Below are 14,768 nucleotides of genomic sequence, written 5' to 3' on the forward strand. Positions count from 1 at the left end.
CTATTAACGAGGGCGCCTATTGGTGCTTATCCATGCGATCCCGGAAGGCGATTCCCGCTAGCGGTCATCGTCCTCGAGAACAATTTCCACGACGGTGTCACGCTCGTCCGGAAGCGGATAGGTGAAATGCTCCGGCTTGCCGAAGTTGAAATACGCGTCGTCCGGATACAGGGCAGCGTTCCAAGGGCGGGAGACGTACAGCTCGGCGCCGTCGGCCAGCAGCCGCGCCCGCTTGATCTTCCCGGCGAGTCCCGGCAGATTGACCGGTCCGATGCTCTCCTCGAACAGGTGCGCGTAGAGCTTGTTTCCTTTTCTCGTGTACCGGCCCCATTCCGGCTTCGGCAGATCCGCTTGTCCGCATCCGTAGATGCTGTCTCCGTTGCGGTCCATCCAGTGCCCGATCTCCTCCAAAATGTGCAGCGATTCCTCGGGAATCTCGCCTCTCGCGTTCGGACCGACGTTCAGCAGCAGGTTGCCGTTTTTGCTGACGCATTCGACCAGCTTGCGGATGACCGTCTTCGCCGACTTATAGGCTTTATCCGCGGACGAATAGCCCCAGTTATTGTTCAGCGTAATGCAAGCCTCCCAAGGAATCGATTCCCCGTTCTCGTTCAGAATGCCGCTCGGCGGGATGATCTGCTCCGGCGACGCGAAATCCCCGGAGAAGAAGTTCGGCTCGCTCGCGTAGATCGAGCCGCCCTCCTCGCCGCTCGCCTCCAGCCGGTTGTCGACGACGATGTGGGGCTGCAGCGAACGAATCATCTGCATGAGCTCGGTCGCGCGCCATTTCTCCCCGGTCATCTCGTCGTACGAAAAATCGAACCACATAACGTCCAGCTTGCCGTAATCGGTCAGCAGCTCGCGCACCTGACCGTGCATGTAGTCCAGATATCGGTCGAAGGTCGCCGGGTCCCGCTTATACGCCTCGTTGTCCCTCATCGGGTGGATGCGGTCTCCGTAAGCCGGATAGTCGGGGTGGTGCCAGTCGATCAGCGAGAAGTAAAGTCCGACCTTTAGTCCCTCCGCGCGGAAGGCTTCGAGAAACTCGCGCACGAGATCCCGTCCCGCCTTCGTCTTCGTCGACTTGTAATCGGTAAGCTTGCTGTCGAACAGACAGAAGCCGTCATGGTGCTTGGCCGTCAGCACGGCGTACTTCATGCCGGCCGCCTTGGCCGCTTTCGCCCACGCCTTCGGATCGTAGTTGACGGGATTAAATTCGTCGAAATACTTTTGATAATCCTCGTTGCTGATTTTCTCATAGCTTCTGACCCATTCGCCCCGGGCCGGAATCGCGTACAGCCCCCAATGGATGAACATGCCGAAGCGGTCGTTCAGAAACCATCTCGTTCTTTCTCGAATCTGCTCCCCGTAATTCGCCATTTTGCCAACGCCTCCTATAGGTTCGGATATCCCCAGATTACCAGCGATTTGCTATAATCAACAAGGTTGGCAATTAGCCTTTATGGGGATAGGATTAACTAATCGAGGTGACTGCAAGTGCCGTTTCGCGACCGTTCCGCGTTCTTGTCCGACCTGCTCCGCAATCTGAAGGTTCAACCGATCGACGCTTACTTGACGCGCTGCACGCCCCATTGGCGGGAGCTCGACTACGTTCCCGATTACAACAAGCTTTATTATATATGCGAAGGGGAAGGCTGGGTGAAAATCGGCGACGCCGAGTACGATCCGAAGCCCGGACAGGTCGTCTTCATGCCCGCGAACGTCAAGCAGTCCTATTCCGTAGTCAACGACAACGCCTATCTGAAATATTGGTGCCATTTCACGGCGACGATCGGCGAATCGGATTTGTTCCAATGGTTCGACGTTCCTCATTGCATGAACGTTCGGCAGCATGAACGGTGGAAGGTTTTGTTCGCCGAGCTGGCCGCCCTGCATACGGACGCCGGGTTCCTCTCGCGCATTCGGGAGAAGGCCGTCATGCTGGAGCTCGTCGCGCTGTTCCTGACGGAGGCCGATACGGCCATCCGGATGCTTCCCGGACGGGCCGCGGACGTCCGGCGCCTCGACCAGATCGAGAAGTATATCGACGAGCATCTGGCCGAGCCCGTGACGCTGGAGCAGCTCGCGAAGCACGTTCATCTGCATCCGAATTATCTCGTTCGCTATTTCAACAAGCAGTTCGCGGTTTCGCCGCTGAAATATTTAAATCGCAGAAGAATGCAAAAAGCGAGGGAGCTGCTTCGCTCCACCTCGCTTTCCATTAAAGAAATAGCCGAACAGGTCGGGTACCCCGACACGAACCATTTCGCCAAGGCGTTCCGCCGGGAGAACAGCTGCAGTCCGACGGAATACCGGCTGCGGCGCTTCTAGCGACCGGAGACCGGAGACCGGGGCCGCCGACGAGACGACTGCAGCTGCCGTCGGCGTTCGACGCCGCCCGGAGCCGACGGCCTGAAGGCCTCGGCCTATGCCGACGCCCGGGAATCGGCCGCCTGCTGCAGCACCCGCACCTTCTTGCCCTTGCCCTCCAGACGAACGACGATCTTATCCAGCGTCTTCCTGGCCGTGTGATCCCACACTTGGCTGGCGGTCAGATCCAGACAGACGTTCGGGGCTTCGTCGTTGAAGTCGATCCGGTCCATCAGCTTGTCGCTGGACACGAAGAACAGCTGGCCGCTGACGCGGTAGACGCGCTCCTCTCCGTTCCATTCGTCGCGGATGTCGAGTCGGGTCGCCGAACGATACGCATAGAGGAGCGCGCTCAGCAGGACGCCGACGATGACGCCGATCGCCAGATCGTGGGTTACGACAACGATCGCTACGGTGACGAGCATAATGAACGTATGGGCGGCCGGCTTGCTCCTGATGCTGCGCAAGTAGCTCCAGTCGAAAATTTCGATGCAGACCATCATCATAACCCCGACGAGGGCAGCCATCGGAATCGCGTTCAGCACGTCCTCCAGCACGAACACGAGAAGCAGCAGCGCCAGCGCCGCGACGAGCGTGGACAGCCGGCCCCGTCCGCCGACCTTGACGTTGATCGCGGATTCGGCGATCAGCGCGCAGCCGGCCATGCCTCCGAAGAAGCCGGTCACCGTATTGGCGATGCCTTGGCCCTTCAGCTCCTTGTCCTTGCTCGTTTTCTCCTCGGTCATCTCGTCGACGATCGTCTGGGTCAGCAGCGTCTCCGAGTACCCGACGACCGCCAGCGAGAATGCGGTCGGCAGCAAAATCCACAGCGTCTCCCAAGTCAAGGGGATGCCCGGAAGATGGAACATCGGGATCGCCGGCTCGATCGTCGCCACGTCTCCCACCGTATCCAGCCCCATCTGACCGGCGAACACCGCCAGCGTCATAACGCCTACGGCGACCAGCGGAGACGGGATCGCCTTCGTCAGCCTGGGAAACAGGTAGATGATCGCCAGCGTCGCCCCGACCATCGCGTACATCTGCCAGGATTGCCCGTCGAAGTAGCGAAGCTGGGACAGAAAAATCAAAATCGCCAGCGAATTGATGAATCCGGTAATGACGGAATGAGGAACGAAGCTCATCCATCTTCCCATCTTCAGCGCGCCCATCGCGAACTGAAGAATGCCGGTCAGAATGGTGGCGGCGAACAGATACTCCACCCCGTGCTGGGCCACGAGAGCCGTCATCAGCACGGCCATGGAGCCGGCGGTGGACGACACCATCGCCGGACGACCGCCGAAAATCGAGATCAGCACGAGAATGCAGATCGTCGAATAGATGCTGATCATCGGGTTGACGCCGGCGATGAACGCGAACGCCAGAGAATCCGGAATGAGCGCCAGCACTGTCGTGATACCGGCCAGTACGTCCGCTCTTATGTTGGAAAACCACGTTGTCTTTAATCGGTGTAGCATGTCGGTTTCTTCTCCAGCTCCTTCTCTTGCTGCTCTACAACGCACCTTGTCGATGATACACCGCATTGTCCCGGTCGTCCAGAGAGAAAAATAAAAAAAGGGGCCTGACAGCCCCTATTCCGGATGGTCGTCTTTCGATTTGGCCAGCGACTTGTCGTGCTCCCACTTCTCGATCCAGCCGCCGATCCGGACGAGCACGAACATCACGGCGATCGTGAACAGCACGATGCCGTAGAAGCCGGCTCCGATGCCGATGCCCACTCCGCCGGCGAACAGAATCATCGACGCGGACGTCAATCCTTTCACCTCAAAGCCGGATTTCATAATGAGGCCCGCTCCGAGGAAGCCGAGCCCCGTCACGATCTGGGCAGTCAGGCGCATCGGGTCCATCATCGTCCGGTCGTGCAGATGACTGTACACCTCCACGCTTTCGATCGACACGATCGTAATCAACGAGCAGGCCGCCGTCACGAACGTGAACGTCTTGACCCCGGCCGGCTTGTTCTTGTGCGTTCTGTCAAAGCCGATCAGCAAACCTAAAACGGCGCTGAACAGAATGCGGAAGTACAGCTCGTATTCCGCGAAGAACGCGGATACGTAATCTCCGATTTGTTCCAATCGTCCCCATCCCTTTCTCTATGCGGGAACCGTCAGCTTCAGACCGGCAAGCAGGAGTGGCGAACGATGATCGAGCTGTCTACGATCCAATTGCGCGAATACTCTCCCTCGAGAACGCCCAGCTGATGCATAAGCAGCCGGACGGCCCGGACCCCCAGCTCGGAGGGCTGAAGATCCATCCCCGTCAGAGACGGCGTCGTCTGGTGCATCATCGACTGATCGCCGCATATGACGAACATCGAGATGTCCTCCGGCACGCGCAGGCCCGCATCCTTGATCGCATTCATGGCGCTGAGAGCGGTTCGGTCGTCGTCCGCGATCACCGCCGTCACCTTCTGCTTTAACGTGCCCAGCGCATGCGCGACTTCATCGTAACCGTATTTGATGTACGCGTCCGAATGAAGCGGCGGCTTATAATGAACCATCGCCGGCAGCGGCTCGATCCCGCGCTCCCGAAGCGCCTCCTCGAAAGCCTGCTTCCGCTCGGCGGCGACTGTCATCCGCTTCCCGGCATTTAAGAATAAAATATCGCGATGCCCCAGACTCGTCAAGTATTCGACGATATCGCGAAGGATTCGCTCGTTGTCGTTGTTGACCGTCAGCCCGTCCTCAACGTCGGCGTTCATGATCTTGCCCACCGTGACGAAGGGGATCTGGTGCCGATGAAGCATCTCGATTCGCTCGTCCTCCTCCGTCGGACCGAGCACGATCGCACCGTCGATCGGATAGCTGGCCAGCGTCGGCGTCTGGACTTCCTTCGTCGAGATCATGTCCAGCAGCACCCGGTATCCGAAGGTGGAGGCTTCCAGAATGACGCCGTTGATGAACTGGGTGTGGAACGAGCTGAAGAAGAAATTGCCGTGAGGCACCGTCAGCCCGATCGCCATCGTCTTTTTCGTGACGAGGCTGCGCGCGATATGATTCGGCACGTAATTCAATTCCCGGGAAGCTTTTAATACCCGCTCCGTCACTTTCTTGCTCGTCGGTCTCTTCTGACTGAAGACGTTCGAGACCGTACCTTTGGAAACGCCCGCCTTGCGGGCGACGTCGTCAATCTTGGCCATCGTTTCCCTTACATCCTCTCAACCCGCATCGGCAATCCGTTCGTTCAGCGACTCCGCCAGATCGACAAGCTCCAGCGGACTGCCGATCGTATATTGCGGCACTTCCCACTCGTCGGCCGGCATCTTCGGATACCGGGGGGTCCAGCTTAGAAATACGCTCGTAATGCCCAGTTGATTCGCGCCGCGAATGTCTCGGCTCAGATTGTTGCCGACCATAATGATTCGCGAGCGATCCTCGTCGGTCAAATCCATCGCCCCGATCGCCGCCTTGAACATGCGCGGGCTCGGCTTGGAAGCTTTGATCGTCTCCGAGTAGATCAACGTCTCGAAGCAATCGTACAGACCGTTGCCGGTCAGCAGATTTTTGAACGACTGGGCCGTTCCGTCGGCGACGATCGCCAATCTGTAGCCCCGTTCCGCCAGCGTCTTGACCGCCACGTCGGCCCCCGGAATGACGTCGCCGCGAACGACCGTCCCTTCCTCGTCCCGGATCTCGGTTCCTTCGTCTATAATCGTATCTCCGCAGTCCATGAAAATAATTAAACGTTTCGGCTTGGCCTCAGACGGACTTGGCTTGTTCATGTCGTACCCCTCTCAAGTTGAGTTGTTCGGCGTAGTGGCAGGCGGCGAAGTGCCGCTCCCCGACCTCGCGAAGCTCCGGCGCCTCGCGGGCGCATCTCTCCGTTCGATACGCGCACCTCGGATGAAAGTGGCAGCCGCTGGGCGGATTGGCCGGATTCGGCACTTCCCCTTCCAGAATGATTCGATCCTTCTTCAGGTCGGGGTCGGGCTGAGGCACGGCCGACATGAGCGCCTCCGTATAGGGATGCCTCGGCCGGGCGAACATCGACTCGGACGAGGCCAGCTCTACGATTTTGCCCAGGTGCATGACCGCTACCCGATCCGAGATGTTCTGAACGATGGACAGATCGTGCGAGATGAAAATATACGTAATTCGATATTGCTCCTGCAGATCCTTGAGCAGATTGACGATCTGCGCCTGGATCGAGACGTCGAGGGCGGATACCGCCTCGTCGCATACGATCAGCCTAGGCTGCGTAATGAGCGCCCGGGCGATTGCGATCCGCTGTCTCTGCCCTCCGGAGAAAGCGTGCGGATAACGCTGCAGATAGCTTGCGTCTAGTCCGGTCTGACTTGCGATTGCCGTTACTTTATCATCGATTTCGTTTTTTTTCAATTTGAAGTTGGCAACGAGCGGCTCGGCGATAATATCGTATACGCTCATCCGCGGGCTCAGGGAAGAGTACGGGTCCTGAAAAATCATCTGGATGTCTCTGCGGTATTTTCTCAGGTCGGCGCCCTTCAGCTTGAGAAAATCGACGGTATCTCCCTCGGACGCGTAATAGTTGACTTCGCCGGAGGAAGCCGGCATCCCTCTGACGAGGCATCGGCCGAGCGTCGTTTTGCCGCAGCCGGACTCCCCGACGATGCTCAGCGTCTCCCCCTCGAACAGCCGGAACGATACGTCGTGCAGCACTTGAACCCGGTTGGGTCTGGACCACAGCGATTTCTTGGATTTCACTTCGAAGCTCTTGCTCAGACGAACGACGTCGAGAATGGATCTGGTCATGACGATTCCCCTTCTTCGCGGTCGGCGTACAGGAAGCACCTGACCGTATGTTCGTCGGATATCGAGGTGGTCGGTACCGCCTTCGCGTTGCATACCCCTTCGATCCGGTCCTTGCAGCGGTCGTAGAAGCCGCACATCGGCGGCATGTCGATCGGCGCCGGCACGGAGCCTTCGATCGATTCGAGCCGGGCGCCCTTCTCCCCGCCCAGCCGCGGCATCGACTTCAGCAGCCCTTTCGTGTACGGATGCTTGGGATTGCGGAAAAGCTCCTTCACCGGCGCCTGCTCGACGATCTTGCCCAAGTACATGACCGCCACCTCGTCGCACATCTCCGCGATAATGCCCAGATCGTGCGTGACGAGCAGAATCGCCATGCCGAACTCACGTTGAAGAGACTGCATCAGCTCCAGCACCTGCGCCTGGATCGTCACGTCGAGCGCCGTCGTCGGTTCGTCGGCGATCAGCAGCTCCGGGTTGCACGAGAGCGCCATCGAGATCATCGCCCGCTGGCGCATTCCCCCCGAGAACTCGTGCGGATATTGGTCGAAGCGCTTCTCCTGATCGGATATGCCGACCTTGCCCAGCATCTCCAGCGCGATTTTTTTTGCATCCTTCTTGTTTTTCGTACGGTGGGTCAGTATCGCTTCCATAATCTGATTGCCGATCGTATACATCGGCGAGAACGCGGTCATCGGCTCCTGGAAGATCATCGCGATCTTGCGGCCGCGAATGGAACGAATCCGCTTGCCCTTCGGGTCTAGCGACAGCAGATCGAGGCGCGAATCGGCTTCGTCGTCGTACACGATGCTGCCCGTCGTCTCGCATTCCTTCGGATTGATGCCGATAATCGCCCGGCTCGTCAAGCTCTTGCCGCAGCCGGACTCTCCGACGAGCCCGAGCGTCCGGCCCCGCTTAATCTCGAAATCCACGCCGTCCACCGCATGCATGATGCCGTTCTCCATCCGAATGCGAATCTTCAGATCCCGCACGGACAGCAGAGGCTGCTCGCCTGGGGCGGTCTGCGCGGCTTGCGCCGTATGAGTCGTCATGCTATCCCCTCGCTTGTCATAGAATCGGCTATTTCTTGTACGGATCGGCCGCATCCCTTAATCCGTCTCCCAGAAAGTTATACGCCAGCACGGTTAGAACGACGAACCCCAGCGGTATCAGCTTCCACGGATACAGGGCGACGTTCTCGATCTTCTGAGCCTCCTGCAGCAGCACGCCCCAGCTCGTCGCGGGAGAGCGTATCCCGAGCCCGAGAAAGCTCATCGCCGTCTCCCCGAGAATCATGCTCGGAATCGCCAGCGTCGCGGCCACGACCAAATAGCTGAGAAAGCCGGGAAGCAGATGCTTAACGATGATTTTCGTATTGCCGACCCCGGCGATCTTCGCGGCGACGACGTAATCCTCGTTTTTGAGCGAGATAAACTTCCCGCGCACGACTCGGGCCAGATCGGTCCAACCGATAAAAGCGAAGATGATGACGATATACAAATACATCGTGACGATCGGAACCCTCGGCGGAATGGCGGCGGACAGCGCCATCCAGAGCGGAAGCGTCGGGAACGAGCGGATAATCTCGATCATGCGCTGGATGATGGAGTCGATCCAACCTCCGAAGTAGCCGGAGGCGCCGCCGATGATCAGTCCCAGCACGAAGCTGATGCCGACGCCGACGAGAGGAATGCTCAGCGAAATCTGACTGCCGAGCACGATGCGGGAGAACAGATCCCGTCCCATCGCGTCGGTTCCGAGCAGAAACAGGCGGCCCGGCTCGTCGACGCCGAACAGATGTCTCGTCGTCGGGAACAGGCCGAGGAACTTGTATTCCTCCCCTTTCACGAAAAATCGCAGCGAATACTTTTTCTCGGTGTCGGCGACGAAGATTTTGCGCATCGTCTCGGGATCGCGGTCGGATTTCAGCTCGTAAACGAAAGGCCGGAGATGGAACTTCCCGTCCGCGTCCACGAATCGAATCATCATGGGCGACGCGTTCACGTATTTGCTGTCGTAGCTCTGCAGCCCGTAAGGCGCAATGAATTGGGCGAACAAGGCGACGGCGTACAGGAATCCCAGCACGTACAGGCTGACTCTCGCCAGCTTGTGCCGTTTGAACTTCAGATAGATGAGCCGCCACTGCGAGCTGATCTGAATATCTTTGGCCGCAGCCGGCTTGAGCGTCTCCGTCTTTGTTCTTCTGAATACGGGTATAGTTCTCATCGATTAGTTACCCCTGAACTCTGTGCGGATTTTTGGATCGAGCCATGCCAGCAAGATGTCCGAGATCAACGTTCCCAGAACGGTCAGAAGCGCCATGAACAGCAGCCACGAGCCGGCCAGATACATGTCCTGGCCGAGCAGAGCTTTGTGCATGACCGGTCCCTGGATCGGCAGGTTCAGCACGATGGCCGTAATCGTCGATCCCGTGAAGATCGAGGACAGCGACCAGCCGAACGTGCTCACAATCGGATTCAGGGCGGCCCTCGTCGGATATTTGAACAATATTTTCATCTCCGAAAGCCCCTTCGCTCTCGCCGTCACGACGTTGGGCTTGTTCATCTCGTCCAGCATCTGGCCCCTCATGACGCGGATCAGATCCGCCGTGCTGGCGAGACCGATGACGATGACGGGAATGACGAGATGCTTGAGCAGATCCATCAGCTTGGCCATCGACCACGGAGCGTTGACGTATTCGTTGGAAAACAGACCGAGCAGCGGATCGCCGAACCAGGTATAAGAAAGGTACATCAGGATGATCGCCAGCAGGAAGTTGGGCGTCGCCATTCCCAGGAAGCTGATCCCGGAGAACACGTAGTCTCCGACGGAATATTGCTTGACGGCGGTGTAGATTCCGATCGGAATCGCCACCAAATATTGAAACACCATCGTGACCAGGGATACGACGAGCGTCAGCCCCATATACTGCTTGACCACATCGATGACCGGCTTGTTGTAGTTGAAGGAAAAGCCAAAATCGCCGTGCAGCAAAATCTTCTTGATCCAGATGACGTACTGCTCGTAGACCGGCCGGTCCAGTCCCAGGTTCGCCCTCATCCGATCCATGTCTTCCTGAGTCATCACTTCGCCCGCAGCGGTCATCTGCGCCGAGTAGCTGGATACGTAATCGCCGGGAGGAAGCTGGATGATATAAAAAACAATGAAGGAGATAAACAGGATGACCGGGATCGCCATCAGGATTCTCTTAATGGTATATTGAAGCATCCGTACCCCTCCCTTGCTGTTGGAACCCGCGGGAACGCGACAACGGGGAATAGCCATTCCCCGCTGCCGTCTGCGATGTCAAATCAGCTTCGTTATTTGAGGAAAAATTGCGCCGGATGAGCGTGGCCCAGCGTGCGGTATTCGTCGACCCAGACCAGATCGGACGGAATGTTGTGCATGTTGTTCGCCGCGACCAGCAGAATCGGGGTCGGTCCGGCGTAGCCGATCACCCATTGATTTTTCATATGAATCTGGTAAATCTCGTTGGCGAGCTGGTTGATCTCGTCGGCGCTCTTGCTCGCTTTGATCTTGTTCCAGATGTTGAGAATCTCGGCGACGTCGCCATCCGGCTTCACGCCCTCGGCGCCGCCCGATTGGGAATACAGGCCGTAGTGGCCGAACCACGGCGTAATGATGCGCAGCGGCACCAGCGTGTCCGGACGGAACGCCACATTCGCGACAGAGATGTTCTCCGTATGGATCGGAACTTCGTTCGCGTACTTCAAGTCGAAGAGCGCACCGCCGTCCACCAGCTTAATGTCCGTTTTCAGCCCGAGATCCTCCAAATACTTTTTGAGCAGCTCGAGGAACGTGTTTTTGTTCGGATCGGACTCGTAAATGGTGAGCGTCAGATCCGAGCCGTCGGAGAACGTCCGGAAGTTGTTCCGGTCTCTCTGCGTCAATCCGATCTCGTCCAGCAGCCGATTGGCGCGGTCCGGATCGAATTCGGCCCATTGCTGCGCCCAGCCTTCCTGATAGCCGACGACCCCCTCCGGCACCGAAGCCTGAATCGGCTCGGCCAAGCCGTTCGTTACGATGTCCGACACCTCCATGCGATTGACCCCGATGGAGATCGCTTCGCGGAAACGGATGTCCTGGAACAGCTGGCGCAGATTCGGATCCTTCGTCGTCTGGTTTAGCTGGATGCCCGCGCTGGACCAGGTCGGCTGCGTCCAAGTGATGACGCGGAAGCTGCCCTTCTTCTCGTTCTCCTTTAATACGGTAAAATCGCTCGCGTCGAACGTGCCGAAATTGTACTCGCCCGACAGCGTGCCGAGCAGCTTCTGGCTCGGGTCCTGAATTTTGGTCTGGACAATGCGGTCCATATAAGGAAGCTGCTGTCCCGCTTCGTCGGTTTTCCAATAATAAGGATTGCGCTCCAGAATGAACTGGTCGCTATTCGCGTCGGTCTTGGCGACCCAAGGACGCAGCGTCGGAATTTGCGGGTAGAGCCAGAAGTAGTACCCGGTCTCTACGAGGAACTGCTTCGGATCCTCATAGCCCCATTGCTTCGTCATTTCGAGCGTCTTGGCGTCGCCCACGAATTCCGGCAAAATCGTCTTGTGAAAGTGCGCCGGAGCGAAAAACCACTTGTTGTCGATAGCGACCCGCTCCAGAAACTGCACGCTCGGATACTTGTGGGTTACGGTGAACGTGTAATCGTCGACCTTCTTCACTTCCGCCAGCGCTCTTTCTCCTGTATCCGGGTCTACGGAGTAGTAAGCATCGTAGATCTTTTTCCCGAACGTCTCCTTCGTCAGCATGTGCTCCCAGTAGAACAGCACGTCGTCGGCCGTGAACGGCATTCCGTCCGACCACTTCATGCCTTCCCGAAGATGAATCGTAAAGACGGTGTAATCCTCGTTCACCTCGTAGCCCTTGGCTACGTTCGGCTCCACCCGGTTCCCTTCCTTGTTGAAGCGGAAGAGCGCCTCCTCGGTAATCATCCCGATGCCCCACTTGTCGTCGGGCCCTCTCCACGACATTTTCCAGTCGCCGCCGTACTGCCCGATCTCTTCGACGACGGGCTCGATCATAATATCGGACGGAACCGGCATGCGCTCCTCGACCGGCGGCAGCTTGCTGTCCGCCACAAGAGCGGCCAGCATCGGAGCCTCCTTCAGCCCGTCGCCGCCTTCGACGACGACCGGAGTCTCCCTGGCCTCCGACGTCTCAACCGCCGTCTTCGTCTCGGCGGGCTGGGCCGCATGGTTGTTCGTGCAGCCTACAGCCGCCAAAATAACGCACAGTAACAGTACCCATAACGATTGACTTCTTTTCAAGGTAACCCCTCCAGAAATGAATTTCGAAAGATCAGTTCCTTGCTTGCGGCGTCCCCGCCGTCGAGCCACCTCCCGGAGCAACCGGATTAAACCGGTTTAATCCAAGCGCGGCTTGACTCGCCTCACTTAGACTAACCCCCATTTGTTAAACCGGTTTAATTGTGGTGTAAAAAAAGAATCAAATCGTGGATGCCGCGCTTCTCCGTCTGAATGCAAGCCTTATGTAAGCGCTTAACATCATGTTTTGATTAGTATCATACATGGGGTTTTAACGGATTGCAAGCGTTATCTGAACGAAAAAAACGTCTTTTTTTCGGGTTTCTTACCGTTATTGGAGTCCACGGGAAACAGACCCTCGGACCCGCTCCGAAGGTCTCCGGCAGCTCGCGGCGACAGCGCCGGGCAGGCTCGCTCGCTTATGCCTCCAGCGGCCCGGTCGACTCCCGGACGATGAGGCCGGGAGGCATGACGATGCGCTGCCGGATCGAGGAGGAATCTCCGTGACCTTCTCCGCCGACCAGCAGATCGAACGCCAGCTTGACCATCTGTTCCATCGGCTGGGCGATCGTCGTCAGCGCGGGATGGGTCACCGTCGACAGAATGGTGTCGTCGAAGCCGATAATCGACAGCTGCTCCGGCACCCGAACGCCCGCCTCTCTGGCCGCCTGCAGCGCGCCGATCGCGAGCAGGTCGTTGCAGCAGAACAACGCGGACGGCCGCCCTTCTTCCCGCTCCAGCCATGCGGCCGCCGCCTCCTTGCCGGCCTTGATGCTGGAATCGCAGATAGCGATGCTTTCCTCGGGAAGCGCAATGCCGGCTTCGAACAGGGCGAAGCGGAAGCCTCTCACCCGTTCGACGCTGCTGCTGACCTCATCATGCTCGGACAGAACCGCCATCCGGGAATGACCGAGCGCCAGCAGGTGCTCGGCGGCCAGACTGCCGCCCTTGAAGTCGTCCGTCAGGACACAGTGGGCGGACACGTCGGCGGATTCCCTGGCGATCATCACGATCGGGACCGATTTCTCCGCCAGCTGCGACAGCGCCTCCCCGTTCTCCATCCCCGTTCCGATCAGCACGCCGTCCACGCTCTTCTGCTCGAGCAGTCGCAAATATTTGTCCACGCGCTCTCGGCGGTTGTCGGTGCTGCATACGATCAGGCTGTAGCCTGCCGAGTGCGCCAGATCCTCGATCGCGCGGGCGATCTCGGAGAAGAACGGATTGGAGACGTCGGGAATGAGCAGCCCGAGCGTATACGTTTTTTTGCCCATGAGGGCCGAGGCGATGACGCTCGGCTGATACTGCAGCCGCTCCATCACCTTGAAGATTTCATCCCGTTTTTTCTTGCTGACGTTGCCTTTGCCGTTGATCGCGTTGGAGACGGTCGCGATGGACACGCCCGCCTCCTTGGCGACGTCGTAGATCGTCGTCGCTTTCATAGTCAACCTCATTCATGCGGAATTTCGATCAGGGTTGACGCAAGCGCCCCCTTTCCGGTCATTATCCGACGATTTAGCGGGCAATGCAAGCCTGCCGGCTCATTTGGCCGATCCGCCGCGAGGCTGCGCCAGCCAGGCGTGATCCGGATCGTTGCAGAACTTCCACGTACGAGCAGGTCCGGCCATGACGTTAAGATAGTAGACGTCGTAGCCGGGCGGGGCGGATACAGGGTGGTAGCCTTTAGGCACGAGCACCGCTTCCCCGTTCTTTACCGCCAGCGTCTCGTCGAGCGACCGGTCGTCCGTATACACCCGCTGAATCGCGAAGCCCCGCTCGGGCCGGACTCTATAATAATAGGTTTCCTCCAGCAGAGATTCCTCCGGAAGCGCGTCCCGGTCGTGCTTGTGCGGCGGATAGCTGGACCAGTGCCCCTGCGGCGTGAACACCTCCACGACAAGCAGACTGTCGGCCGGCTTCCCCTCGGGCAAAATGTTGTGAATGAACCGCTGCGTCGCGCCCTCGCCCCTGACTTCGACGCCGACCGAATCGGGCGTAATGAGCCGGGCGGCATAGCTGCCCCGACCCGGCGCCCGGCAGACCGCCAGCTCCAGGTCGGTGACCGCCTCGACCTCGAACCGATCGTCGTTCGGGATGTAGACGGCATAGGGGGGAATTTGCTCGAACACGCTCATGCGCTTGCCGACGTTCCGCCAACTCTCCGCGAAAGTCGCCACATGCGCCCTGCCCTCCACGAGCACGAGACAGATTTCGCTGTCCCCGGTCGGCCGGACCAGCCTCTCTCCCGCCCGCAGCTGGTACGTCTCGAACCCGACGTAATCCCAGCCGGCCGATTCCGGCGTAATCGACAGCGCCGGCCGGTCTCCCCCGCTCGGAGCGTTCGGCCTTACGATCAGATGACTCATCG

General features: G+C 58.6%; 13 protein-coding genes. 1 reads left to right on the plus strand and 12 read right to left on the minus strand.

Annotated features, from left to right (window positions below):
• Window positions 1-57 precede the first annotated feature (57 nt).
• A complete protein-coding gene (locus ACFO3S_RS14920; RefSeq protein WP_378097537.1) occupies window positions 58-1,380 on the minus strand; it encodes an alpha-L-fucosidase in 1,323 nt (440 codons plus the stop codon).
• Window positions 1,381-1,497: 117 nt separating this feature from the next.
• Between ACFO3S_RS14920 and ACFO3S_RS14925 the strand changes: the two genes are divergently transcribed.
• A complete protein-coding gene (locus ACFO3S_RS14925; protein WP_378097540.1) occupies window positions 1,498-2,331 on the plus strand; it encodes an AraC family transcriptional regulator in 834 nt (277 codons plus the stop codon).
• Between the two features lie 95 nt (window positions 2,332-2,426).
• Here ACFO3S_RS14925 and ACFO3S_RS14930 read toward each other — a convergent pair whose 3' ends face one another.
• From ACFO3S_RS14930 to iolB, 11 genes are all read right to left on the minus strand, one after another.
• A complete protein-coding gene (locus tag ACFO3S_RS14930; RefSeq protein ID WP_378097543.1) occupies window positions 2,427-3,845 on the minus strand; it encodes a SulP family inorganic anion transporter in 1,419 nt (472 codons plus the stop codon).
• Between the two features lie 114 nt (window positions 3,846-3,959).
• Window positions 3,960-4,463 (minus strand): MgtC/SapB family protein, encoded by a 504-nt coding sequence (locus ACFO3S_RS14935; protein ID WP_378097546.1) that lies wholly within the window; start codon window positions 4,461-4,463, stop codon window positions 3,960-3,962.
• 38 nt (window positions 4,464-4,501) lie between these two features.
• Window positions 4,502-5,527 carry a LacI family DNA-binding transcriptional regulator gene (locus ACFO3S_RS14940; RefSeq protein WP_378097549.1) on the minus strand — a complete coding sequence of 342 codons (1,026 nt, stop codon included), beginning with the start codon at window positions 5,525-5,527 and terminating at the stop codon, window positions 4,502-4,504.
• 18 nt (window positions 5,528-5,545) lie between these two features.
• Window positions 5,546-6,109, minus strand: coding sequence for an HAD family hydrolase (locus tag ACFO3S_RS14945; protein WP_378097552.1), 564 nt, complete (start codon window positions 6,107-6,109; stop codon window positions 5,546-5,548).
• Window positions 6,087-7,118 (minus strand): ABC transporter ATP-binding protein, encoded by a 1,032-nt coding sequence (locus ACFO3S_RS14950; protein ID WP_378097555.1) that lies wholly within the window; start codon window positions 7,116-7,118, stop codon window positions 6,087-6,089. Before ACFO3S_RS14950 ends, ACFO3S_RS14945 begins: the two co-directional genes overlap by 23 nt.
• Complete coding sequence (locus ACFO3S_RS14955) at window positions 7,115-8,167, minus strand: ABC transporter ATP-binding protein (protein WP_378097558.1); 1,053 nt, start codon at window positions 8,165-8,167, stop codon at window positions 7,115-7,117. The genes ACFO3S_RS14950 and ACFO3S_RS14955 overlap by 4 nt, the downstream gene beginning before the upstream one ends.
• A gap of 28 nt (window positions 8,168-8,195) precedes the next feature.
• Complete coding sequence (locus ACFO3S_RS14960) at window positions 8,196-9,341, minus strand: ABC transporter permease (protein WP_378097561.1); 1,146 nt, start codon at window positions 9,339-9,341, stop codon at window positions 8,196-8,198.
• Window positions 9,342-9,344: 3 nt separating this feature from the next.
• Complete coding sequence (locus ACFO3S_RS14965; protein WP_378097564.1) at window positions 9,345-10,343, minus strand: ABC transporter permease; 999 nt, start codon at window positions 10,341-10,343, stop codon at window positions 9,345-9,347.
• 92 nt (window positions 10,344-10,435) lie between these two features.
• The gene (locus ACFO3S_RS14970) at window positions 10,436-12,406 is read right to left on the minus strand and encodes an ABC transporter substrate-binding protein (protein WP_378097567.1); all 1,971 of its coding nucleotides are present in this window, start codon (window positions 12,404-12,406) and stop codon (window positions 10,436-10,438) included.
• A 416-nt stretch (window positions 12,407-12,822) separates the two neighbouring features.
• A complete protein-coding gene (locus ACFO3S_RS14975) occupies window positions 12,823-13,842 on the minus strand; it encodes a LacI family DNA-binding transcriptional regulator (protein WP_378097570.1) in 1,020 nt (339 codons plus the stop codon).
• 99 nt (window positions 13,843-13,941) lie between these two features.
• Window positions 13,942-14,766: a 5-deoxy-glucuronate isomerase gene (gene iolB / locus ACFO3S_RS14980; RefSeq protein WP_378097573.1), complete on the minus strand. Its 825-nt coding sequence runs from the start codon at window positions 14,764-14,766 to the stop codon at window positions 13,942-13,944.
• Between the last annotated feature and the right edge of the window lie 2 nt (window positions 14,767-14,768).

It is taken from the genome of Cohnella hongkongensis (assembly GCF_042654645.1).
GTDB lineage: Bacteria > Bacillota > Bacilli > Paenibacillales > Paenibacillaceae > Cohnella > Cohnella hongkongensis.

Excerpts from the sequence above, each read along its gene's own strand:
- ACFO3S_RS14920 (WP_378097537.1), bottom strand. The coding sequence starts at position 1,380 with ATGGCGAATTACGGGGAGCAGATTCGAGAAAGAACGAGATGGTTTCTG.
- ACFO3S_RS14960 (WP_378097561.1), bottom strand. The coding sequence starts at position 9,341 with ATGAGAACTATACCCGTATTCAGAAGAACAAAGACGGAGACGCTCAAG.
- ACFO3S_RS14965 (WP_378097564.1), bottom strand. The coding sequence starts at position 10,343 with ATGCTTCAATATACCATTAAGAGAATCCTGATGGCGATCCCGGTCATC.
- ACFO3S_RS14940 (WP_378097549.1), bottom strand. The coding sequence starts at position 5,527 with ATGGCCAAGATTGACGACGTCGCCCGCAAGGCGGGCGTTTCCAAAGGT.
- iolB (WP_378097573.1), bottom strand. The coding sequence starts at position 14,766 with ATGAGTCATCTGATCGTAAGGCCGAACGCTCCGAGCGGGGGAGACCGG.
- ACFO3S_RS14955 (WP_378097558.1), bottom strand. The coding sequence starts at position 8,167 with ATGACGACTCATACGGCGCAAGCCGCGCAGACCGCCCCAGGCGAGCAG.
- ACFO3S_RS14950 (WP_378097555.1), bottom strand. The coding sequence starts at position 7,118 with ATGACCAGATCCATTCTCGACGTCGTTCGTCTGAGCAAGAGCTTCGAA.
- ACFO3S_RS14930 (WP_378097543.1), bottom strand. The coding sequence starts at position 3,845 with ATGCTACACCGATTAAAGACAACGTGGTTTTCCAACATAAGAGCGGAC.
- ACFO3S_RS14975 (WP_378097570.1), bottom strand. The coding sequence starts at position 13,842 with ATGAAAGCGACGACGATCTACGACGTCGCCAAGGAGGCGGGCGTGTCC.
- ACFO3S_RS14945 (WP_378097552.1), bottom strand. The coding sequence starts at position 6,109 with ATGAACAAGCCAAGTCCGTCTGAGGCCAAGCCGAAACGTTTAATTATT.